This is a genomic window from Paenibacillus shirakamiensis, from assembly GCF_017874255.1.
Taxonomy (GTDB): Bacteria; Bacillota; Bacilli; order Paenibacillales; family Paenibacillaceae; genus Fontibacillus; species Fontibacillus shirakamiensis.
Window position 1 is genome coordinate 368,954 of record NZ_JAGGLD010000002.1, and the last position, 21,689, is coordinate 390,642.

The following is a 21,689-nucleotide window of genomic DNA, read 5'->3' on the forward strand; positions in this document are numbered from 1 at the left end:
TCTTCTTATTCGAACTTTAAAATCCAACTTTATATAGTGATCTATATGGGCTCTTGAATAACTGAATAACTTGTCTAGTTCAACGATTTATGTATCCTTAAAGCAGTAAAACAAGGACTTATGAAAAAATCAATTAAAAAAAGAGTGCAAGGTCGTAGAGACCCTGCACTCTGCACTAATCTACCCTTTTCTCATTGGGAATTTCCCTTACGCCATCCTTTAATTCTTTTGCTTCCTGCGTTATGCCTATTTGAGTAGGGACTCTACTATTATCATAAGTACCATATTTAACTGAATCGTCTAAAGGTGATATCTGAAAATACACAGTATTACGATAATCAAAACTCCACCTTTTTCCTTTTTCTTCAACAATGCGTCCCTTCCTGTCCGATCTGCCTATCCATTCCAATCTTGCAATCCCGAATGAATCAACTTTGATATAACTAGTGATATCACCATTCACTAAACTATATTCTAGTGCCGATCCTTTTGGAAATACGTATTGAACCGTTCTGCTTAATTCACCAGATGGCTGAAAATCATTTGGGCCTATATTCCAATGCTTATCTATGTAGGGTTGAAGAGAGAGAACCAATTTGCGAGCACTAACTAGATCACCTGTTTTCAATGTTTTCAAGTTCTCAATTTTATCAGAGCTATATATAATAACATCCTTATGAGTGTTGTCCCACTGTACACTACCTCCAAAGGCTTCTCCGATAAATCGTATAGGGACTAGAATTCTTCCTTTCACTTCTATTACAGGAACATCTAATTCAATTTTACCACCATTTTTGTAAGCGTCTTTTTTATTTACTGTTAATTTCACCGTATTATCGTTTTGGGTTATAATTGCAGTTTTACTACGTGAATCCCACTGATAAGCTAAGTTCATTTCTTTTAGTGAGCGAATTGGAACTAATATACGGCTTGACTTCTGTATTGGAGCAACATCTACATTCATTCGCAGTCCATTGACAAAAATCCCAACTTGGTTTGTAGGAGCTGCAGCTACAAAGTCACTAATCGAAAAAACAACCATAAATAATGATATAAATATTAGTAATTTACTTTTCATTTTTCAGTAATCCTCCTTATTTTTATATATAGTTAAACGTTTTTATCAACTAAAAGTTACTTAATTTTGGGATTTATGATACGTTAAAAATAATTTCTGTATGAATTCCTAAAAGCTTACCGTCTTCAACTACCTCCATTGATCATTTGGGAACCACCACAATGAAGATAGAAATCTTGGTAAAACGTAAAAAACGCCCCAACTTCTATCTAATTCATGTAAAATTACAAGTGAAGACCTACAAAGAGGTGAACGACATGAATTTTGTATCGATTGACTTTGAGACGGCTAATATGACGAGTAAAGGCAGCGTCTGTTCCGTTGGGATTGCTGTCGTCGAGGATGGGCACATCACGAAGGAATTTTATTCTCTGGTTAATCCTTTAAGCGAATTTGACCCGCATTGTGTTCGGGTTCACGGCATCACAGAACATATGGTACAAGACGCCCCTACTTTCAAAGAAGTATGGAGTACGATTGGCCCGATGTTAGATGGGCAGACGGTCATTGCGCACAACGCTGCGTTTGATATGAATGTGTTAAGCTACTGCATTTCGACTTATGAACTGCCTAGTACAGGCTTTCAATACTTATGTTCCTACCTAGTTGCCAAAAGAATCTGGCCTGAGCTGCCGAGCTATCGCTTGAATCAATTGAGCAGCCATCTACAGCTCAGTCCATTCCGGCATCATGATGCGCTTGAAGATGCCAAGGCCGCCGCACTGGTATTCATAGAATGTCTTAAAGACGCGCAAACATCAGATTACAACCAGCTTGCCACGCAATTAGAATACAGACTAGGCCAGTTGCAAGACGATTATACACATATCACGTTCTCCTCCACCCGCTCCACAGGTGGCAGTGTGAAGGCGAGCCAGATTGTACCGCAGTCGAATGATTTTGATAAGGATCATACTTTATATCGCAAGCAGGTCGTATTCTCGGGTACACTGAGTTCGATCTCACGAAGAGAAGCGATGCAGAAGGTTGCTGATCTCGGCGGCTTACTTGCGGACAAGATTCACCCTGGCGTCCATTACTTGGTTGTTGGTTCCAAAGATTATATGAAGCATCAACATGGACTGAAGAGCAGCAGCAAAATTCGCGCAGCCGAAAAATTAGCCTCTTCGGGTAAAAAAGTTCGTATTATTCCCGAAGAGGATTTCATGTCCCTGCTCTCTTCGTAATTGTTCCTAATTATTGTAGTTGGATTACTATAATCATACATGTGTATTGTAGGCCCGAAAGTTTTCGGGTCTTTTTGCTATATATTGTTCTGCTTAACTTAATACTATTGTTCTGCTTTACTTAATACTATTGACTTTCTAGAAGCCATCTTCTACCTTTACATCAGGCTTATGATTAGGAGGGTATATTATGGAACTTGTCTATCTACAGACTTTTCGTGAGGTGGCGCGCCTAGGCAGCTATACCAAAGCCGCTGAGGCACTCGGCTATGCCCAGTCCAGTGTAACGACCCAAATTCAGAAACTTGAAGAATCTTACCGGACAGTGCTTTTCGAACGATTTGGCCGTACGATGCGTTTAACGCAAGCAGGGGAAGCGCTACTTCCCTTCGCCCATGAAATGATACGTCTTCATGCCGAATCTAAGGAAGTCGTTGCAGAACAGTCCAAGGGATCTTTAAATATCGGCACTATCGAAACGCTAGCTGCCTTTTATCTGCCACCCTTTCTTCAAGCTTACCGAAAAAATTACCCGGACATTCAGCTTCTTATTCAGCCCGGCAATGAACTTGTGATTATTGAAGGCGTGAAGAATGGGACGGTCGATGTTGGATTTATTCTTGATCCCCCGCTGCAAGATCCTCAAATTCATAGTATCATCCTACGCGAAGAACCTATAGTCATTGCCATGAGCCCTGATCATCGACTAGCTAGTGTATCTGGTCTGCATCTGTCTGACCTAGAACAAGAGACCTTTATTCTTACAGAAGCCGGGTGTACGTATCGTTCCTCGCTTCTTGACCTCTTGAATAAGCAGGGGATCTCGTTCCAGATTTCATGTGAATTTGGTAATCTAGAAGCCATTAAACAATGCGTCATTTATGGACTTGGCGTAGCCCTTCTCCCCGGTATTACTCTAGATCATGAGGTAAGGCAAGGGAAGCTTGCCGCCATCCCCATACTAGATCCAGATATGAAGTTCTACACTCAGCTTATCTATTCTCGTAAAAAATGGCTGTCTAAATCCTTTCAAAATTTCCTGCAACTGCTCCATCCCGAGTATTCATCAAAATAATTGATGCTTCTTATCAATTCCTATCCATAACTCCCCTTGTATTAGCCGTGATACAGTCTCTATAGATGCAGATCAAGCTTCATCTGCGGACTATACATTGTGGAGGTTATCCTATGAGTTCAACCCCGATATTCCCCCTAACGTTAGAGACACCTGCGGCTTCACCAGAAGAAGCACATCGCTATTTCTCTAGTCGCTTGAGTTATGAGACGGATGCGTCTGATGTGAATTATGATATGGCGCAAGGATTTCATGATTTTATTCTACTCGATGTAAGATCTGCTTCAGCGTATGATGAACTGCATGCCCAAGGTGCTCAGAGTCTTCCCTATCGTTCTATTAACAAAGAAAGCACCGCCTCTTTTTCAAAAGAAAAGCTGATTATCGTCTACTGCTGGGGGCCAGACTGCAATGCCGCTGTAAAAGCAGGGGTTCGCTTAACTACTCTTGGTTTTCAGGTGAAAGAAATTCTCGGTGGTATAGAATATTGGACTCGTGAAGGTGCGCCAGTTGAAGGTACACGAACTAAGCTGCGATTAACTTCCAGACCTACTGCGACGCATTCTGAATAAATTCACCGAGCTGCTGGTAAATGGCTATGATGTCCGACATTGGCATTCTTACAAGTCCACTGGAGGAGGGAGCCACAAATTCATGCACACCGTCCACGAAGGATTGAGGTTGGAAACCCCACGAAATGCTGGATTGCTTCGTGAACTCCTGATAAACCCCTTTGCCTACAAAACAAGTAATTTGCGGGCGGTAGTATTCCAGCTTCTCTCTAAGGATCTCTCTTCCTACGCGGTATTCCTCTCTTGTAATGTCATCTACCCCTCGGGTAGGACGAGAGACAATATTTGTGAATCCATAGCCAAGCTTTAGGAGATCCCCATCTTCATTCGGTGCATATAACCTTGGTGTAAGGCCCGATTCATAGAGAAGCTTCCAGAAATGATTGCGTGGATTAGCATAGTGATGTCCGAGTTCCCCGGATTTGGGGCTTGGATTGAAGCCGACAAAGACAATTTGAAGCCCATGATCTAGGTGATCCGATACTTCATTCATAGATCGTTCCTCTTTTCATATATAGGAATAAGATATTAAAAATCCAGCCATCCGCCTTAAAGAGGTGATGGCTTTTCTTAACGATAGATTTCTGACTGAATGTTCGTATATATACAGTATTTTTTAACATTTCTCTAACTAAGTAGAGGGCAATTTTAGAACCTTCACTGAATGTTCAAGATGAACGCCTCTGCCTGTGAAAATATTCATGGTTAAAGGGCAGCTGATGATGGAATAGGGTTGTTTTTTTGAGGCGTTGTGACACTTTAATAGTATAAGCTTTCCTCTATACAGAAGCTTAAATCCTCAGCGGGAGGAGCTGATTCTTTTTCTAAATGAAAAGATACAGTTCAGACATCAAAAACAGGTCCTTGGACGCACCCTTCCCTTCTCTGAAATGGATTGTAAATAAATCCCAACTATGAAACAATAAAGATACTTTTCTGCACCTATTGAAATATCCTATTACAAGGAGCTTATATCAAAGGGGGTCAGACTTTATGGAAAATAGGACATTAACTCGCGAAGAAACCACCATGTTCCTCCAGTATGTATCCCAGCATGAAATCGCTTTTCGCAATCCCATCATTCAATCCTTCTTCAGCCATGTAACCCACGTCATTTGGCTTGTCCGTGCCATGCATGGCCATCTGCCGAGCCAAGCCCGCATTGAACATTCCTTCCGCCAGCATGTATTACAGCTTCGCTTAGTTAGCTATCTAGCTTCTGTGATTCATTATTCTACCGTTTCCTTTATCCGCTCCACTCAAAAAGTGATAGATCGCAATCCTTTGATTATGGATCACTCCTCTTCCGATGAAGATTCGCGAAATTCGGCCGATGCCCTGCTTTTTCAATACCTCCCCTCCTCCGATATGTATTTCATGGATCATTCCGCTTTCGCCGACCATATAGAAGATGAACAACTGTACGGCTCGTTCCGGTCTTTGACCGCCAAGCAGCGTCAGATTGTATTAATGTCTTATGTACAGTGTTATCGAGATACCGAAATCGCTCAGACCATGCATGTTAGCCCACAGGCCGTGTTCAAATCCAGACAAAAAGCGCTCGATAAACTTCGTTCTTCCATCCTATCTAAAGGAGTGAAGCAAAGTGGATGAAACCTTGTTCAAATTCCTGATGCAGGCGATTAATAATGTGGGATTCCCGATTGTTGTCATAGGATATCTGTTCTTCCGATTTGAAAAGAAACTCAGTGCGCTGGACCATTCCATTCAAGAACTCGATGCGGATTTTCACAAAAAAGCAAAGGGGTAAACAGCGAATGACAGATCATATGTTGCTTCATTGGATGAAGCTAGCACAGCAGGGAGACAAAGAGGCGTTGTACAAAATTCTGCATCAGTTCTCACCGCTGATTAAGAAGCATAGCCGTTCCGTTCGAAGATCTGACCAAGAAGATTTGGAACAGAGTATTCATGAGAAGCTAACCGAGAAAATTTTAGCCTATGACATTCATCGTGTGCCTAATTTCTCAGAGTTCATGCAGTCTGTTGAAAAAGATTCCCTTCCTTTTGATCAAAATCTCAAACATAATAATATATAGTGAAATCACAAAAGCCTCTCTTCGGTGACTCACCGGATCGAGGCTGTTCTCTTTTTTAAATTAAAAAGATCCTTGAGTATTCTTCTGCATCGTGTGCACACCCATCACTACGCCAACTAGAACATATTCATCTAATAACTGTGATCCATTCTGTAGACAATACGCTCCTGATTCCAACCACCTGCTCGTCTGAATGAACCTTGCTACAACGTCACCGGTCATAGAGACGATAGAATATTCTTTAGAAAATAGAGGGCAGGTAATCTCGTAGACCCCCCGACCTTCGCCTGCATCATACTCATACCGTTTGGACAAAAAACTTAGTCGTTCTCTTACCGTTCCCAAGGGACTCCCACTAGGCGCAGTGAGATCCCAACGATTAGCCATAAAGCGAAGTTTACCTGAACATACTATGGAGCCTGTATAGTCGTAGATATCAAGTGCAGAACCAAATGTACTTCTCAAATCTACACTCCCTGCTGGTTGTCCCGCTTCATTCATAATCTCGGTTCTTCCTGCGTTAAAGAAATTATCTCTAAAATACAGTTCCATAGCTTCGCCCCCTCTAACCGACTTTGGCTTCTCTTCATCATTACCCTAATCCTAGTTCTATTTGCAGTCACTTTCTAAAAAAAAATCAAAAAAGGCACCCTCTACAGGAGGAGTGCCCGGATAAGATCACTTATTATATGCGGTAGACTGGCTTGTCGTACTCTGCCTTGCGCTCAAAAAGCACGGTATATGCCTCTTCATCTCCATTCGTATCAGATGCAAGGGCGAGCTTCAACGGCTCAGGTAGTAGTAACGGCCGCTTTAGTCGGTACTTTCTGAACAAGCGTCTTGATTTGGGTTTCAAGTCGAGTCCCCTCCTAACAGGTCATGAATGGAGTCAAGCAACGTCTTATTCACCTTACATATGGAATCGAAAAGTTCCTCCGTCACTTGCATCGTACCTTTGAGATGGATGGTAAATACATAATCTTTAGCTAGAGGATAACATAAGATATATTCCTTCACAATGGACTTACGCTTATGTTGACTGAAAGATACATTTCCGCTGAGGTGAACATCTACCACATGAATGATGTCTTGCGCTGCATGGTTCCCATGCATTGGGTACTGTCGCCCCACATCTCCAATGCCATCACTGCCCACTTGGGTAATTTGATCATGATTCGCTAGGAATAATGCAGAACCACTAATCATATAGGGGGACGCTACAAAAGATAATCGCAAGGCCCGGCACAAGCTATTATATCGATGGGTATCGAACAGGGTCTTACGGTTCAGCTCTTCAAAAAAACCAATGATGCGAATGAAGGATTCTCGTTCCTCTTCCCAGTGAAGGAGCTTTTCCTTGACATCTGTATCCTTTGGACCAAGTTCCTGCATAACCCCGCTGATCTTCCCGCAGGCTACACCTACCGCGGCGTTCCAATTGTTAGGATACATCTGATACGTTAGGGTCGTTAATCCTAGCAGATCCGTTGGCGTGCGAAATCCCTCCACGGTCTCCTGATGCTCGGATGCTTCCTGAATGTCTGCAGGAATAATGAAGAATACACGTTCTCTTCCAAGTCTGCTCCAGAATAGACCCATCTCAAATACAGTATTATCCCTTGTTGTATAATATAATTTCCCACGGAGCCTTGTGACATCATCTACATGAAATACAAATACAGCAAAATCACTCCCGTATACCTGCTGTTCCAAATCTTCCATAGTATATCGACCAGCTTGAAATACTCCCCTATGCCAAGGTGTCACTACGGCATCATGCTGAAGTTCTTCTTGCACCGCATTGACGATTGGTATAGCCTCACGGGAGGAACCGATGAATACCGTCGGCTTCGTCATGACATCCCCCATATTTACCATAATATAACTTTATTTTAAGTATACCATAGGACAATCTCATGATTCGATATCGTTCATAAATACGGGGTCCCCTTCATCCTGATCTGCAATGGACTGGATATCCTCCGAAGTAATAATCATGCATGGGTATCCGTCTTCTTGTTGTTTTTTGAGGACACGTTTTTTCATGAATTTAGGGCTCGCCTCCCCTACATCCTCATCATAGACAAGGATGATCCCCTCTGTCTTACGAAGTAACATCTCATCTCTTGCAGTTAATTGCCATACGCCATCATAGGGTTGATTACTTACGGCTCCGTAATAATCCAACTGGTTCTTAAGCTGGGTGTAATACGCTTTCTTATCTTCTTTCCATTTCTCTTCTGGATCCCGATAGGCCGTTAGAATGGAGCATTTAAGCTGAGGATAATCCTTCTTCAGTTCAAGTGCAGCCTCAATGGCCCAGAGATCTACTCCGAACTGTCCGGGAGTAATGACCCATTCTAACCCCTCTTCCAAGAGAGGAATTAGCTTGCCTGTTATAGCCTTACGTATATAAGGAATTCCTGCATGCTTGAGGCTATGAATACCTAATTCATGCGCGCGATAACCGGTAACCAGTACATTTTTCAAGTCAGATAGCCCCCTATTCATGTCCTTTGCCCATTCTTTTACTGTGTCCATTCATAATAAAAAAGACCACCCTAGGTTCATAATGAACTCGGATCGTCCTTAGTTCTATGTTGCAGCTCTAATGGTGATGACTGATGTGTCGGTCCTTCCGGGGAGTCCTTGGGGCAGTCATAACCACGGAGATTCCAATGGCAATCATATAATACAAAATATCCACCCAGCCAAAAAAGTCACGAATGTGATCCAAAAAAATCGACAAAGTGAAACTCCCTGTAGCTCCTTGCAGGTTCCCATTGATGAAATAGGCGAATAAGAAATATTTTCCTATTAAGATAGACAGCGTACTTGCGAATCCAGCGAGAACAGGATGTAGGCCATTGGTCCGCCCCACGGCTCCTCGGCGAACACTGATCCCTATAATCCATCCGACAAATATAGACATCATGCCAATCTCGGATTTACTAATCATTCCTATGATCACCCATGCTGCAGCCCCACCCATAATCGCAATACATAGCATAAAGTTCGATGTCCATACTTTACGGTTTGTTACCATACCCCAGCCCCCTCAGGCCATGCAATTATGAAACTGTATATATAGTCCCATATTATCCCTATTGAGAGCTGATTAAAATACAAATTTCTACATTTTCCAATTATTTTTGAACTAGTTCCAGTTATCGGTGTTATACCGTAGTCCTATTTGCTGTCTGGCCTGTTCCATTATATTCGACACGCTTCGCGAAGTCGCTAGCGAATTAATTGCGCTCTCATGTTGTCCACTCTGGATAAGTTGGATGAATTCTTTCGCTTCGTAGTACATCGATTCATGCATCTGTGGGCGCGTAAGATTCTCAATTGTACCATCTCGATAATGAATTTTGACATCATAAGGCTGATTAATTTTATCAATGACCATCGTTCCATTCTCGCCCTGTATCTCTGCCTGTAGATAGGAATCACTAATCTTAGAATGCATAATTACAGCTTCCATCTCTTCATACTTCATGAGTACGCTGCCCTCTCCATCTACACCCGAAGGGAGCATAACGCCCGAGGCTTGCACCGTCAGCGGTTCTCCGAACAACGCCACTAAAGGGTAGATGCAGTAGATGCCCAAATCCATAAGTGAACCATTGGAGAATGCAGGATTAAATGCATTGAGCACGGTGCCTTGTTTGAATGCATCGTATCTTGAGGAATATTGTCCATAACTCGCAAAATAACGGCGAACTCGATCAAGCTTATACAAATTGTCTCGAATCACGCAAAAATTTGGCATCAGCGTAGATTTGAGCGCTTCCATTAAAACAACGTCATGCGCCTTAGCGGTCTGTATCATCTGATCTAACTCCCGCGTATTCGTAGCCATGGGCTTCTCGCATAATACATGCTTACCGTGCTTCATGCACAGCATAGCTTGCTCCGCATGATAAGAATTCGGGCTGGCAATGTAGACAGCATCCACTAAGTCTCCACTAACCATCGCTTCAAGATCTGTGAACACTTGAGGGGCACTGTTATATTTAGCTGCAAAAGCTTTCCCTTTCTCCTCGGTCCGGGAATAGATCGCACTTAGTATAAATTGGTCCGTCTCCACGGCCCCCTGCACAAAACGTTCTGTAATCCAGTTCGTGCCCACTATACCGAAACGTATCATTCGTTTGGCCTCCTATTTGTCCGCCTGCTCCATTACTATGTATTTTCTCATTCTTCCCTGTGCTTTGTCCACCATTCGGCTGGAAGATTCCGTAAGTGTATAGCACCATATTTTAAAGGAAATACCAATGGCATTATCTAACAACTCAATTTGGGTCATGTTCATGCAACCTTTTTGGATGCGGTACCGTCAGAAGACAGGAAATTACACAGAACATAACATCTTAGGAGGTCATCGTATGAAAAAGAATTATGCAGCATTACTATTGGTATTCACGCTTGTCCTTGTGCTTAGTGCATGCGGCAGTAAAACAGAAAAGGCTAAAGATCCTGGACTTACCACGACACAAATGGCTGACCAAATGCTAAAAAAAGTGGAACAACCACAGCTCATGGAGGTAGAACCGGATCTGATAAAGAGTCAATTTCATCTAGACCCTGCACTGCTGGATCAATCTACAATTCGTATGCCTTTAATGAATGTGAAGACCAATGAAATTGCGATTCTGAAAGTCAAAGACGCCAAAGACTTGGCTACCGTACAAGCATCACTCAAGCAACGTGCCACCGATGTACAAAAACAATTTGAGCACTATTTGCCTGATCAATATGAGAATGCCAAGAATTATAAAATCGTTACCGAAGGTAATTACGTTTTCTATGTTATTTCCGATAAGGCAGATACGCTCGTTGGTATTTTCCAAGGCTTCTTTACCGGTAAATAAATCCGATGGTATTCAGCAGCCTGCTGTTTCTGTTCCTCTTCCTTCCTGTTGTGCTACTGCTGTATTATGTAGCCCCAGGGAGGCTTAAAAACCTCATTCTTCTAGGGACAAGCTTAGTCTTCTATGCATGGGGCGAACCCGTCTATATTGTGATTATGTTGTTCTCGACACTCATGGATTATAGCTTCGGTCTGCTGCTTAGCCGGCCGAAGCTGACTAGATATCAGCGTAAATGGATTATAGCAGGCTCGATTCTCGTCAATCTAGCGCTACTCTCCTATTTCAAATATGCAGATTTCCTCATCCATACTATAAATCAAGTGCTCGGAACCCAAATCCCCCTTACCGACCTCCCTTTACCTATTGGGATCTCTTTCTATACCTTTCAATCGATGTCTTACATTGTTGATATCTACCGCGGGACGGCCAAAGCACAGCGGAATTGGCTGGATTTTGCCACCTTCGTGGCTCTATTTCCTCAGCTTGTGGCCGGGCCAATCGTCCAATATTCAGTGGTCGCCGATCAAATTAAGCACCGAACTGTAGATATAGATACATTTGCTGAGGGGGTACGCCGATTTATCATTGGACTTGCCAAAAAAGTGCTACTCGCCAATAATATTGGGCTTTTATGGCATGGCATCTCTCAGACAGATACAAGCAACATGTCCATCCTGATGGCGTGGTTAGGCATCATTGCGTTCGCTTTTCAAATCTATTTCGATTTCAGCGGATATTCGGATATGGCGATTGGACTCGGGCTCATGTTCGGCTTTCATTTCAATGAGAACTTCAATCGACCTTATGCGGCGCGAAGCATTACTGATTTTTGGAGGCGATGGCATATCTCGCTTAGCAGCTGGTTCCGGGATTACCTGTACATCCCCTTAGGTGGGAATCGGCGGGGTCTACCTATTCAGCTGCGGAATATAATGATTGTCTGGGTGCTGACGGGACTATGGCATGGAGCGAGCTGGAACTTCCTCTTGTGGGGTTTTTATTTCGGGGTGATCTTGTCACTTGAAAAGCTTGGACTCTTACGATTATTGAACAGACTCCCTGCATGGATTGCTCATGGGTATGCGTTAATCCTGATTCTTGTAGGCTGGGTGTTCTTCGCATTCGAGCAGTGGACTACAATGACCGGTTATCTTAGTGCGATGCTAGGCATGGGTGGTCAACATGAGCATCATGCTGTGTGGGACAACACTACCTTATACCTGCTATACACCAATATCCTATTGCTGATTATCACTACACTCGCTTCTATCCCTTGGGAGAATTCGAGGATCTACCTCAGATGGATGAATCATCCCTATGTCCAGCTCCCTGTACTTGGGGTTTTGTTCTTCCTAAGTTCAGCGTATCTGGTGGATGCTACCTTTAATCCATTCCTATATTTCCGATTCTAACCTGTTCATTGATGAGAGAAAGGACCTTTTCTATGAAATTTACATCTCTGAAAATCACTCCACAAAAGATGTTAGTATCCGGCTTTCTTTGCGCCATCTTTGGGATGTCTGGCCTATTTTGGGTATTACCCAAAACCTCCTTCTCCGAGACTGAGAATCGCAGACTGCAACAAGCGCCCAAATTCACTTGGGATCACCTGATCTCCAAGCAATTTTCAGAAGATACCGAGGCCTACATTACAGATCACTTCCCATGGCGTACAGGATGGGTACAAGTGAAATCAGAAATGGAACAAGCCAGGCTTCAACAGGAGAACAACGGAATATATAAAGGCAAAGACGGGTACTTGTTCGAAAAATTCAACCAACCCAGTGATGCTGATCTTGCCCAATATACGGAGGCGATCGGTCGTTTTGTCCAGCGTCATCCTGAATCTCATATGACGCTTCTGCTTGCACCGAATTCCATTGGGCTCTATCCAGAACGTCTGCCAAAGTTCGCTCCTTATGGTTCTGAAGCTTACGTGAATCAATTCGTGGGTACTAAGCTCGGACAGCGGCTTACTTATCTTAATGGATTTGATTTTTTACCGAAGGATTCAACGCAGCCCCTTTATTACCGTACAGATCATCACTGGACAACCTATGGCGCATTCCTTGCCTATCAGAACTATGCTCGTCATATGCAGTGGACCCCTGAATCGTTAATTGATTATAACGTGCATACGGTAAGCGATGCATTCCTAGGGAGCTATCAGACACGTAGTCAATATGGTGGTCTCACTCCAGATACAATTCAAATGTATGATCCGAAGTCAGGAAGATCTTCGACACAATATGTGGCAGATACCAATCAGACGATAGGTCTTTATGATCCATCCTTTTTACAGCGAAAAGACAAGTACTCCTATTTCCTTGGGGGGGTGCATGGCCTGTCTGTCATTCATACACAGCTTCCTAAGAATCAGACGAAGATTCAGAAGATACTAGTCATTAAAGATTCATATGCCCATAGCTTTCTACCTTTCCTAACTGCTCACATACCAGAAATCCATGTGATTGACAGCCGTTATTATAACGGAAATATCTCGGAGTATATGACAAAAAATCAGATCACCGAAGTGTTGTTTGTGTTCAACACAGCTACGTTTGTAGATAATCCTGCTCTTTTGAAGCTATGAATATAAAAGGAAAAACATCTTATTTTATTATTTTTTCCTCCATTTTTAAATTTCCCCCTCCATATAGACTAATATCGAGAACCTCCGGGCATAGTTTATTTATCCAATTATCGCTATAGGAGGTCTCTCCCCATATGAAGGCAGTCACTTATCAAGGAATTAAACATATCGAAGTGAAGCAAGTTGCTGATCCACGCCTTGAAAAACAAGATGATATTATCGTACGCATTACATCCACTGCAATTTGCGGTTCGGATTTACATATTTATCAGGGTGCCATTCCGGCGGAGAAAGATTATGTGATTGGTCATGAGCCGATGGGCATTGTAGAAGAAGTAGGGAAAGACGTGACCCGAGTGAAAAAAGGAGACCGTGTTGTCCTCCCTTTCAACATTGCCTGTGGGCACTGTTTCTACTGCGAGAATGAGATGGAAAGCCAGTGTGATAACTCTAACCGGAATGAGAAGATTGATACTGGCGGTTACTTCGGGTTCACGGATCGCTATGGGGACTACCTTGGTGGTCAAGCGGAGCTTCTGCGTGTTCCTTTTGGGAATTTTGTTCCATTTAAGGTTCCTGAATCTTGTGAGCTTGAAGATGAAGCCCTACTCTTCATGTCTGATGTACTGCCTACGGCATATTGGAGCGTAGAACATTCGGGAATGAAGCCAGGGGATATTGTTATGATTCTAGGCTGCGGTCCGGTGGGTCTCATGGCACAGAAGTTCGCTTGGATGAAGGGGGCAAGCCGCGTCATTGCGGTGGACCGCGTTCCTTATCGTCTCGATAAAGCACGGCGGATGAACAACGTAGAGACATATAATTTTGAAGAACATGAAGATATGGGGCAGCTGATTAAAGAGATTACGAAAGGCGGTAGTGATGTCGTCATTGACTGTGTAGGGATGGATGGGAAGAAGAATCCACTGGAAGCCATCGGTCAGAAGCTCAAACTTCAGGGCGGTACGCTGAGTGCACTCGATATCGCTATACATTCAGTCCGTAAATTCGGCTCCATTCAGCTCACAGGTGTATACGGCTCCATGTACAATATGTTCCCACTCGGCTCCATGTTCGAACGCAACATCACCCTCAAAATGGGTCAGGCTCCTGTCATTCACTACATGCCTAAAATATTCGAGATGATCACAAAGGGGGATATTGATCCTACCGAGATCATCACCCACAACGTTCCGCTCGATCAAGCGAGTGATGCTTATAAGGTGTTCTATGAACATGAAGATGACTGCATTAAAGTTGTGCTTAAACCTTAGGATGTTAGAGAAGAATGACAGTATCTATGTAAGTTTTAACTAGAAGATGCTCTAGCGTCAACATTCGGTTCGGTTTAGTTCGATTCTATTTAGTTTGGTTTAGTTCGGTTCGATATAGTTCAGTTCAGTAACATTAGCTTAATTCGGCTAGGACGAGAAATTTACGATGAATGATTCTCTGCGCGAAGGTCAGGGCCCGCCCTTGAACTCTGCGCTTTTTGCTGTTTATGCTTGTTTTTACCCAAGAACTGATATGATATAAGAAAGCCTTACAAGTAAGACGATACACGCTCAGGAGACGAGTAACCTATGAATAATACCTACAATTTAGATGATATAGCATGGCAGCAGCTCACTCAGCAGATTGGTGAACAATTCAGTGATCTTACGCTGAAACGAGGGTTCCAGTATTTCAGGCAACACCGTGTTCATCAACTCACGACACCTGATGCCCATCACATCGAAGCCATGGTTCAAGGTACGGAAGATTATCATGTGACATTCAACTTAGAATCCTTTAGTTCTAGCCATTGTCAATGTCCGGTCCCTTCTCACTGCAAGCATATGGTTGCGGTGCTGCTAGAGTATGCCGATCAGCAGGGAAGATCTGTACATGCCATTGTCAATGCTAGTTCCCATGTTGATTTCAAAACACCGTCTAAAACTCCGCCTGAGGCTGGGAGACCTCGCGCTGGACTTCAGACATTCGAGCAGAAGGAAAAGGCTTTAGCCCAGATTCAGCAAGATGCCTTGCAATTATCTACACTCCCTATTTCAGCATGGCATGATCTATTTGCTCGCTTGGTCACACTTAACGGAGTAAACAGTCAAAATACGCATTATGTCCAGAATATACTCAGCTCCCTCTATGCTTTACAGCCCGTTCTTACTCCAGCGCTGTCCCTATGGTTCGAACTTCATGTTCAGTTGTATGTCCTTCGTACTTTAATTAAGCCGCAGTCAAGTGGTCTGACACCGCCTTCGAATTACCATATGGGGTATTACACCCAAATTGCCGCCGAAGACCTGCAGAAATCAATGCGTCAGCTATTCACTAGAGACCCTGAACTTGCCGATTCTGATGATAGTTGGCAAAGCGTGTCTGAGACGCTGAACATCCTTCGGCAATACATGCTGACGGAACCGCCCAATATTAGTTACTTTTCAGAAATCTATGACCTGCTCTGGATGAATTGGATCCGTCCATCTAGGACAGATGATCAGATTATTCTGGATGAACTTGTGCAATTGCAATCAGCTGAAGAAGAGATAGGCCCCGCTCTAGCCCGCAAGCCGTGGGCTATTGCCCAGAGCCGAATGTACTTCTACTTGGCCCAAGATGACCAAGCCAAGCATTGGCTGCGAGCTGCTAAGCTAGTAGCTCCTGCAATGATGTTAAGGTATCTTGAAATACTGCAGAACGAGCAGAATTGGGATCGACTGAAAGATTGGCTTCTTCACGTTGGACCAGATCTTAACAGCCATCGTAGTGATCATATGACCGAGTATATGTCGTACTGGCAGACTGAGCTAGACCATCATCCGGAAGCCGAGCCGCACATGTGGAATATGCTTGTTCAAATGCTACCTCAGTCGAGGAAAATCTATGAGGATACTTTACTAGCCCATGAACGCTGGCAGGAGTGGATCGACTATCAACTCACGACTGGGCAGGAGCCTCTTCATTTTCGTGTGAGTGTACTCCAACCAATTGAAAAGAATGCACCTGAATTGCTTCTCCCCTTCTACCATCAAGCGGTAGAGCGGTACATTATACTTAAGAACCGAAGTAGCTATAAATCTGCCGTGAAGCTACTTAAAAGGCTAGCCAAACTATACAAAAAAATGAAGCGGGAAGAGCGCTGGGAGCAGTTCCTTGATGCGTTCGTACGCCGCCATAGTCGTTTACGCGCCTTGCAAGAGGAGCTTCGGAAAGGGAAGTTGATCTCATGAGTACATTTCCAGAAACAATTACGATACAGCTAACACTAACCGCCTTCGGAGATGCATTAATCTATGGATTCATGGCCGATCAAGATTATGTCCCTGGAGCTTATCTCAAACAACTTGTCTTTGCGTGGCATGAGGCCTCCTTCTATGGAACGGATCTCGATATTCAGCGCATATCGGGCGTGGATCTAATTATGCTGCCTGCGGATCAGGTAATTCCTTTCTTCGCAGAAGTCCCGTTACTTAGCCATGTGAACTGGAACTTTGGAGAAGGGGCATCGGAACTACGAGAACTGGCCCCACTTCTATCCTCTTATGTACAGGAGAAGAAATATATCCCTAGCTTTATGGCCTTTCAAGAAGGGAAGCGGATGTGGACTTGGGACAAGGATGCAATAGATCCACAGGAGCAATCCGTAAATCAGCAACGGATGCAGAACCTCGCCTTAAATGAGGGACTTGAAGCTGCCTTCTCTGCTAACGTGGAGGCTACGTACTATTCATCAGAGGAGACGACCGCGGATCTGCGTCGAGAGTTTCCTATCCTCTTCGCTACAGACCGCAAGAAGTTCCATGGATATAATGAGAAATCTTGGCTCATTACGATGGGCTGGAAAGCGGATATATCCCCATTTCGCCCCTTGTTACAACTTCTTGAACCAGATGAAGAGGTAGCCGATTGGCGGCTGCAGCTTATGTTACAAGATAAGCAGGATTCAGCACAGCTTATTCACGTAAGACTTAGCACAGACGGACAAGTATCTGGAGTATGGCCTGAGGAATGGGCCTCTTCTATCCATGAACGGGCGGGAGGCTGGTCTGAGCATCTCCTTACTATACTGCCAAGTCAACCCGAACCAAAAGAAGCAAAAGATATACTAAGTTCCCCTCTATCCGATGCCGCTGCTTGGCAGTTTCTAACCACGGACAGTCAGCGCCTGCTTGAAGCGGGTTGGCAGGTTCTTTTGCCAGCTTGGTGGGAGACCGCTTCGCGGAAGAAGACTAGACTTCGGGCCAAAGTACGCTCAGCAGAAGATGGGGCAACTAAAGGCAATGAATCATTATTCGGGTTACACTCTCTAGTGAACTTCGATTGGCGAATTGCCATTGGGGATACTGATCTCACCGAAGAAGAGTTCCATGCCTTGCTTGCCCGTAATGAACGGCTGGTGCGATTTAGAGGACAGTGGATTACCCTAGATCCCGCTCTACTTGCTCAAATTCGCCAGATCATGGAGGGCATCGATCCGGCAGAAGGTTTGTCGTTCCAAGATATTTTACAGCTCCATCTGCTTGGAGCAGAGGATTCTTCCTCTAATGTATCTTTAGAACAAGCGGAAGAGGAGCAGACACGCATACAACTGGAAGTGGAACTGAACGATCATCTGAATGAGATCATGGCTCAGCTTCAGCAGCAGGCCGCTTGGCCTGCCCTCCCCGTTCCTACTGCTCTTCAGGCGGACCTTCGTCCCTATCAGCGTGATGGCTTTACTTGGCTCGCTTTCCTACGCAGATTTGGTCTCGGGGCCTGCCTTGCAGATGATATGGGACTTGGTAAAACTGTGCAGTTCATTACGTATTTGCTGCATGTGAAGGAGAGCACGCAGGAACAAAATACCCACTTTCCTTCGCTTCTCATCTGCCCGACGTCGGTCCTTGGCAATTGGCAGAAGGAATTACAGCGATTTGCTCCCTCTTTGCGGGTCATGCTCCATTATGGTGGGTCAAGACGGACAGGGAATCGCTTTGAGGAAGAAGCTCTATCAGCAGATATCCTTCTCACTTCCTATGGAACAGCGACACTGGATCAGGAACTCCTGCAAAGCTATACGTGGGAATCGATCTGTCTAGATGAAGCTCAAAATATAAAAAATGCCCAGACCAAACAATCTGCAGCCGTGCGCAGCTTCCCTGCGAAACATCGCATTGCTATGACGGGTACGCCGATTGAGAATCGGTTATCTGAGCTTTGGTCGCTTTATGACTTTATGAATCCGGGTTATTTAGGAACTTCGAGAGGATTTAATCATCGCTTCATTACCGCCATCGAGAAAGAACATAACGAACAGCGAACACAAGATTTACAGCGTCTTGTCAAGCCTTTCATGCTGCGGCGTAAAAAGAAAGATCCCGCCATTCAACTGGATCTTCCAGATAAAAACGAGATGAAAACCTACATTCACCTCACGGCGGAACAAGGGGCGCTCTATGATCAGACGGTGAATGAATTGATGAAGCGGATGCAGGAGCTTGAAGGCATCGAGCGAAAAGGGGCTATTTTATCCGCGCTCACGCGTCTCAAGCAACTATGTGATCATCCGGTCCTTTTAACGAAGGAATCAATGCCGCAGAATAGGAATACCGGCGAGTTAGATACAGAATCCCTAATTCCCCGTTCCGCTAAGCTTGAACGCTTACTGGCGATGGTCCGAGAACTACGTGATGAGGGAGAACGATGCCTGATCTTCACCCAATATATTGGTATGGGAGAGATGCTCCAGCAAGTGCTCCAGCATGAGCTGCAAGAACCCGTACTCTATCTGAATGGTAGTTCATCCAAGACAGCAAGGGATCGCATGATTGAGCAATTTCAATCGCAGACCCTCCACGCATCCGAGCAGCCTTCCATCTTCATTCTCTCGATTAAAGCGGGTGGAGTTGGTCTTAATCTTACGGCAGCGAATCACGTCTTTCACTTCGACCGCTGGTGGAATCCCGCCGTAGAGAACCAAGCTACAGACCGAGCCTACCGGATGGGACAGACCAAAGATGTGCAGGTACACAAATTCATATCACTCGGTACCTTGGAAGAACGTATTGATGAAATGCTGGAAAACAAACAGCAACTTAGCGATAATGTCATATCGAGCACGGAAGGCTGGATTACGGAGCTTTCTACCGAGGAGCTTCAAGACTTGTTCATGATGCGCAAGGATTGGACGGGATAATTAGTGTTCCAAGCCACAGAATCGATGATGCTTTTAATGATAGATACAGTATACGTACTACAAAAAGTCTACTCATCTTTTGGATGAGTAGACTTTGTTGTGCTTATTAAGTATAGTAGCTCCTTTTAAAGTAGATCCTGATGAACTGAGATCGTGTTTGATAATTTTTTTTCTTTGGGAGAATATTCAGATATTACAATGGCAATCAGAATTATTATAGCCCCCAACCACTCCATGCCATGAACGGTCTCCTGTAGAATGATAAAGGAGAACACGGTAGCGAAGATAGGCTCCGAGAGTTCAAGCATCTGTACTTTATTGGCTTCTAGCATGGTAAGTGCCATAGTAGTACAGTAAAAGCCTCCTATCGTTGGAAAAACAGCAAGAGCAACAAGAGAGGGATATGTACTTATCTCTGGAAAAATCCAACCTTCTCTAGAAAAAGGGATGAATAGATAAATTACACCAAATAACATGAAGTACCAGATTAGCGGTAGTCCCCCCTCCAACTTAAAGCGTTTCGTAAAGACAAGGAATAACCCATAACCCAATCCTGCTATCCCCGCCAGAACAGCACCCTTGGAGAGACTGCCTATAGCCCCTTCGGCTAAAGCCATAATGACAAGTCCTACAATCAATAATAGGAGTCCTACATATTTGACAATATGTTTCTTCTCCTTTAACCATATGGAACTGCACAGGAACGTAGTTACGGTTGATGCGCCTAACAAGATAAATACGACATAAGGTACCACTTCAAAAGTGTAGGCTGTAGTCTCAAAAAAGTATAAAACAAAGATTCCTAAAAAAGAGCATAACGCAATCGACATGATCTTGGAGGTTAAATGCACAATGGCCCGTCTGAAACTTGCACTAAAAAGTGAATATAAGGAAAGGGCAAGGAAAGCAATAAGACATTTATAAAAAGATACTGCTGATGATGTTAATTCCGAAGAAATGAGGTCCTTGGATAGAATCCCTACCGTGCCATTTAATAAGGCAGCTCCTAATGCTAAAAAGACGCCAATGATATTTGTATTTTTCATTCCATCTCCTTCTGTGAAGTTAAAATAGGTAATTTGCTAGTAGTAAGTAAATCTATAATCAATGGACGATTGGAATTAGAGGAAATAAAAACCCCGCCCATCAGACTGTTAAGCTCAGCATAAGTATTGTCTTTCAACATAATTTGATGTGCTTTGGCGATATTCCAGTAGGGGATGCTTGATTGCAAGTGATGCGTTAGATGATAATTCTCTGCATGAATACTCAGAAAAAAGGCTTCCAGCCAATGGCTGAATCTATTCCGCGTCATTTTGATACTCTTCTTTGTGTCTAATACTAATGGATAATGTTCTGCTAATTCAATGAACCAGCCAATCACCATAAATGTTGTAAAGTAAGGCACAATCCAGTACATAAAGAGCTCTTTAATACATCCCATATAAGCCAATATTCCTATAATGCCTATCCACAGCAAAAGCATATGCATATATTGTCTTGGGTATGTTCTAAATTGCATCATTCTATATCTGAACACATAATAAGCATAGCTAAAAATATTCAACAAAAATAGAGGCCTTAGAACATACTTATTGAGAAAATGTCGCTCACTTTTTAGTTTGTATAGACCAGCTTCTATATGGAATTGATAATCAGGATCTTTCTGAGGATCCCCCAGATGAGTGTGATGCCCTTTCACGTGAGAATCTTTATAAAGATTAAATTCCTGGCCTATTAAATACCCTGAGAACAATGTGCCCAATACATAATTCAATTTGCGATTTTTGGCCAGACATAGGTGGGAAGCATCATGCAAAATAGTAGCCAGTGCCCTCTGCCTTGACCCAATAACCACTAATGAAATGATATAAAAGTATAGATTGTATTGACTGAGGACTATAGCTACAAAGATGATAAAGTAATCATACATAATCCCTACAAAAGCTCTGTAATTATTAGATTTGGAAAGTGGTTTTAACTGCTGTTTGATTTCATTAGAGAACGCATAAAATTCATAACTAGCCAAAATAAAACCTCCACTCTATTATTAAATACTATATTTTACATAATTTTAG

The 21,689-nt window shown here is 43.5% G+C and carries 23 protein-coding genes; 12 read left to right on the plus strand and 11 right to left on the minus strand.

What is annotated here, in order from left to right; genetic code table 11:
• Positions 1-175: 175 nt before the first annotated feature.
• Positions 176-1,078, minus strand: coding sequence for a copper amine oxidase N-terminal domain-containing protein (locus J2Z69_RS08680; RefSeq protein ID WP_209861178.1), 903 nt, complete (start codon positions 1,076-1,078; stop codon positions 176-178).
• Positions 1,079-1,335: 257 nt separating this feature from the next.
• Here J2Z69_RS08680 and J2Z69_RS08685 point away from each other — a divergent pair, with 257 nt between their 5' ends.
• The 3 genes from J2Z69_RS08685 (at position 1,336) to J2Z69_RS08695 (ending at position 3,912) form a co-directional block, all read left to right on the plus strand.
• Positions 1,336-2,265 (plus strand): exonuclease domain-containing protein, encoded by a 930-nt coding sequence (locus J2Z69_RS08685; protein WP_209861179.1) that lies wholly within the window; start codon positions 1,336-1,338, stop codon positions 2,263-2,265.
• Positions 2,266-2,455: 190 nt separating this feature from the next.
• Positions 2,456-3,340: a LysR family transcriptional regulator gene (locus tag J2Z69_RS08690; protein WP_209861181.1), complete on the plus strand. Its 885-nt coding sequence runs from the start codon at positions 2,456-2,458 to the stop codon at positions 3,338-3,340.
• A gap of 113 nt (positions 3,341-3,453) precedes the next feature.
• Positions 3,454-3,912, plus strand: coding sequence for a rhodanese-like domain-containing protein (locus J2Z69_RS08695; RefSeq protein ID WP_209861183.1), 459 nt, complete (start codon positions 3,454-3,456; stop codon positions 3,910-3,912).
• On the opposite strand, the gene J2Z69_RS08700 is transcribed toward J2Z69_RS08695, so the two are convergent.
• Positions 3,890-4,405, minus strand: a complete 516-nt coding sequence (locus J2Z69_RS08700) for a mismatch-specific DNA-glycosylase (RefSeq protein WP_209861185.1) — start codon at positions 4,403-4,405, stop codon at positions 3,890-3,892. The two genes, J2Z69_RS08695 and J2Z69_RS08700, sit on opposite strands and share 23 nt — an antisense overlap.
• A 500-nt stretch (positions 4,406-4,905) precedes the next feature.
• Here J2Z69_RS08700 and J2Z69_RS08705 point away from each other — a divergent pair, with 500 nt between their 5' ends.
• From J2Z69_RS08705 to J2Z69_RS08715, 3 genes are read left to right on the plus strand one after another with little or no spacing between them, the layout of a single operon-like run.
• Complete coding sequence (locus tag J2Z69_RS08705; RefSeq protein ID WP_209861187.1) at positions 4,906-5,526, plus strand: RNA polymerase sigma factor; 621 nt, start codon at positions 4,906-4,908, stop codon at positions 5,524-5,526.
• Positions 5,519-5,683, plus strand: coding sequence for a YvrJ family protein (locus J2Z69_RS08710; protein WP_342591573.1), 165 nt, complete (start codon positions 5,519-5,521; stop codon positions 5,681-5,683). Before J2Z69_RS08705 ends, J2Z69_RS08710 begins: the two co-directional genes overlap by 8 nt.
• A gap of 7 nt (positions 5,684-5,690) precedes the next feature.
• On the plus strand, positions 5,691-5,972 hold the full coding sequence (locus J2Z69_RS08715; RefSeq protein WP_209861189.1) for a helix-turn-helix domain-containing protein: 282 nt from the start codon (positions 5,691-5,693) through the stop codon (positions 5,970-5,972).
• Positions 5,973-6,032: 60 nt separating this feature from the next.
• On the opposite strand, the gene J2Z69_RS08720 is transcribed toward J2Z69_RS08715, so the two are convergent.
• The 7 genes from J2Z69_RS08720 to J2Z69_RS08750 form a co-directional block, all read right to left on the minus strand.
• The gene (locus J2Z69_RS08720) at positions 6,033-6,524 is read right to left on the minus strand and encodes an LURP-one-related family protein (protein ID WP_209861191.1); all 492 of its coding nucleotides are present in this window, start codon (positions 6,522-6,524) and stop codon (positions 6,033-6,035) included.
• A gap of 133 nt (positions 6,525-6,657) precedes the next feature.
• Positions 6,658-6,828, minus strand: a complete 171-nt coding sequence (locus tag J2Z69_RS08725) for a hypothetical protein (RefSeq protein ID WP_209861193.1) — start codon at positions 6,826-6,828, stop codon at positions 6,658-6,660.
• A complete protein-coding gene (locus J2Z69_RS08730) occupies positions 6,825-7,850 on the minus strand; it encodes a TIR domain-containing protein (RefSeq protein WP_209861195.1) in 1,026 nt (341 codons plus the stop codon). Before J2Z69_RS08730 ends, J2Z69_RS08725 begins: the two co-directional genes overlap by 4 nt.
• A gap of 36 nt (positions 7,851-7,886) precedes the next feature.
• Positions 7,887-8,462, minus strand: coding sequence for an SLOG family protein (locus tag J2Z69_RS08735; protein ID WP_209861197.1), 576 nt, complete (start codon positions 8,460-8,462; stop codon positions 7,887-7,889).
• Between the two features lie 118 nt (positions 8,463-8,580).
• The gene (locus tag J2Z69_RS08740; RefSeq protein WP_209861199.1) at positions 8,581-9,018 is read right to left on the minus strand and encodes a hypothetical protein; all 438 of its coding nucleotides are present in this window, start codon (positions 9,016-9,018) and stop codon (positions 8,581-8,583) included.
• A 111-nt stretch (positions 9,019-9,129) separates the two neighbouring features.
• Complete coding sequence (locus J2Z69_RS08745; RefSeq protein ID WP_209861201.1) at positions 9,130-10,122, minus strand: Gfo/Idh/MocA family protein; 993 nt, start codon at positions 10,120-10,122, stop codon at positions 9,130-9,132.
• A gap of 12 nt (positions 10,123-10,134) precedes the next feature.
• Positions 10,135-10,281, minus strand: a complete 147-nt coding sequence (locus J2Z69_RS08750) for a hypothetical protein (RefSeq protein ID WP_209861203.1) — start codon at positions 10,279-10,281, stop codon at positions 10,135-10,137.
• A gap of 79 nt (positions 10,282-10,360) precedes the next feature.
• Here J2Z69_RS08750 and J2Z69_RS08755 point away from each other — a divergent pair, with 79 nt between their 5' ends.
• From J2Z69_RS08755 to J2Z69_RS08780, 6 genes are all read left to right on the plus strand, one after another.
• Positions 10,361-10,846: a DUF4358 domain-containing protein gene (locus J2Z69_RS08755; RefSeq protein ID WP_209861205.1), complete on the plus strand. Its 486-nt coding sequence runs from the start codon at positions 10,361-10,363 to the stop codon at positions 10,844-10,846.
• Positions 10,847-10,851: 5 nt separating this feature from the next.
• Entirely contained in the window at positions 10,852-12,258 is a 1,407-nt protein-coding gene (locus J2Z69_RS08760; protein ID WP_209861207.1) for an MBOAT family O-acyltransferase, read from the plus strand.
• A 32-nt stretch (positions 12,259-12,290) separates the two neighbouring features.
• On the plus strand, positions 12,291-13,439 hold the full coding sequence (locus J2Z69_RS08765) for a DHHW family protein (RefSeq protein ID WP_245339102.1): 1,149 nt from the start codon (positions 12,291-12,293) through the stop codon (positions 13,437-13,439).
• Between the two features lie 134 nt (positions 13,440-13,573).
• Positions 13,574-14,713, plus strand: coding sequence for a zinc-dependent alcohol dehydrogenase (locus tag J2Z69_RS08770; protein WP_209861210.1), 1,140 nt, complete (start codon positions 13,574-13,576; stop codon positions 14,711-14,713).
• Positions 14,714-15,022: 309 nt separating this feature from the next.
• Positions 15,023-16,666, plus strand: coding sequence for an SWIM zinc finger family protein (locus J2Z69_RS08775; protein WP_209861212.1), 1,644 nt, complete (start codon positions 15,023-15,025; stop codon positions 16,664-16,666).
• Positions 16,663-19,611 (plus strand): DEAD/DEAH box helicase, encoded by a 2,949-nt coding sequence (locus tag J2Z69_RS08780; protein WP_209861214.1) that lies wholly within the window; start codon positions 16,663-16,665, stop codon positions 19,609-19,611. Before J2Z69_RS08775 ends, J2Z69_RS08780 begins: the two co-directional genes overlap by 4 nt.
• A 125-nt stretch (positions 19,612-19,736) precedes the next feature.
• Here J2Z69_RS08780 and J2Z69_RS08785 read toward each other — a convergent pair whose 3' ends face one another.
• Together J2Z69_RS08785 and gntB are read right to left on the minus strand one after the other, a co-directional pair.
• On the minus strand, positions 19,737-20,657 hold the full coding sequence (locus J2Z69_RS08785) for a DMT family transporter (protein ID WP_209861216.1): 921 nt from the start codon (positions 20,655-20,657) through the stop codon (positions 19,737-19,739).
• Positions 20,654-21,640, minus strand: coding sequence for a guanitoxin biosynthesis L-arginine gamma (S) hydroxylase (gene gntB, locus J2Z69_RS08790; protein ID WP_209861218.1), 987 nt, complete (start codon positions 21,638-21,640; stop codon positions 20,654-20,656). The genes J2Z69_RS08785 and gntB overlap by 4 nt, the downstream gene beginning before the upstream one ends.
• Positions 21,641-21,689 lie beyond the last annotated feature (49 nt).

Coding starts and splice junctions, on each gene's coding strand:
- J2Z69_RS08680 (WP_209861178.1), bottom strand. CDS start 1,078: ATGAAAAGTAAATTACTAATATTTATATCATTATTTATGGTTGTTTTT.
- J2Z69_RS08685 (WP_209861179.1), top strand. CDS start 1,336: ATGAATTTTGTATCGATTGACTTTGAGACGGCTAATATGACGAGTAAA.
- J2Z69_RS08690 (WP_209861181.1), top strand. CDS start 2,456: ATGGAACTTGTCTATCTACAGACTTTTCGTGAGGTGGCGCGCCTAGGC.
- J2Z69_RS08695 (WP_209861183.1), top strand. CDS start 3,454: ATGAGTTCAACCCCGATATTCCCCCTAACGTTAGAGACACCTGCGGCT.
- J2Z69_RS08700 (WP_209861185.1), bottom strand. CDS start 4,405: ATGAATGAAGTATCGGATCACCTAGATCATGGGCTTCAAATTGTCTTT.
- J2Z69_RS08705 (WP_209861187.1), top strand. CDS start 4,906: ATGGAAAATAGGACATTAACTCGCGAAGAAACCACCATGTTCCTCCAG.
- J2Z69_RS08715 (WP_209861189.1), top strand. CDS start 5,691: ATGACAGATCATATGTTGCTTCATTGGATGAAGCTAGCACAGCAGGGA.
- J2Z69_RS08720 (WP_209861191.1), bottom strand. CDS start 6,524: ATGGAACTGTATTTTAGAGATAATTTCTTTAACGCAGGAAGAACCGAG.
- J2Z69_RS08730 (WP_209861195.1), bottom strand. CDS start 7,850: ATGGTAAATATGGGGGATGTCATGACGAAGCCGACGGTATTCATCGGT.
- J2Z69_RS08740 (WP_209861199.1), bottom strand. CDS start 9,018: ATGGTAACAAACCGTAAAGTATGGACATCGAACTTTATGCTATGTATT.
- J2Z69_RS08745 (WP_209861201.1), bottom strand. CDS start 10,122: ATGATACGTTTCGGTATAGTGGGCACGAACTGGATTACAGAACGTTTT.
- J2Z69_RS08750 (WP_209861203.1), bottom strand. CDS start 10,281: ATGACCCAAATTGAGTTGTTAGATAATGCCATTGGTATTTCCTTTAAA.
- J2Z69_RS08755 (WP_209861205.1), top strand. CDS start 10,361: ATGAAAAAGAATTATGCAGCATTACTATTGGTATTCACGCTTGTCCTT.
- J2Z69_RS08760 (WP_209861207.1), top strand. CDS start 10,852: ATGGTATTCAGCAGCCTGCTGTTTCTGTTCCTCTTCCTTCCTGTTGTG.
- J2Z69_RS08765 (WP_245339102.1), top strand. CDS start 12,291: ATGAAATTTACATCTCTGAAAATCACTCCACAAAAGATGTTAGTATCC.
- J2Z69_RS08770 (WP_209861210.1), top strand. CDS start 13,574: ATGAAGGCAGTCACTTATCAAGGAATTAAACATATCGAAGTGAAGCAA.
- J2Z69_RS08775 (WP_209861212.1), top strand. CDS start 15,023: ATGAATAATACCTACAATTTAGATGATATAGCATGGCAGCAGCTCACT.
- J2Z69_RS08780 (WP_209861214.1), top strand. CDS start 16,663: ATGAGTACATTTCCAGAAACAATTACGATACAGCTAACACTAACCGCC.
- J2Z69_RS08785 (WP_209861216.1), bottom strand. CDS start 20,657: ATGAAAAATACAAATATCATTGGCGTCTTTTTAGCATTAGGAGCTGCC.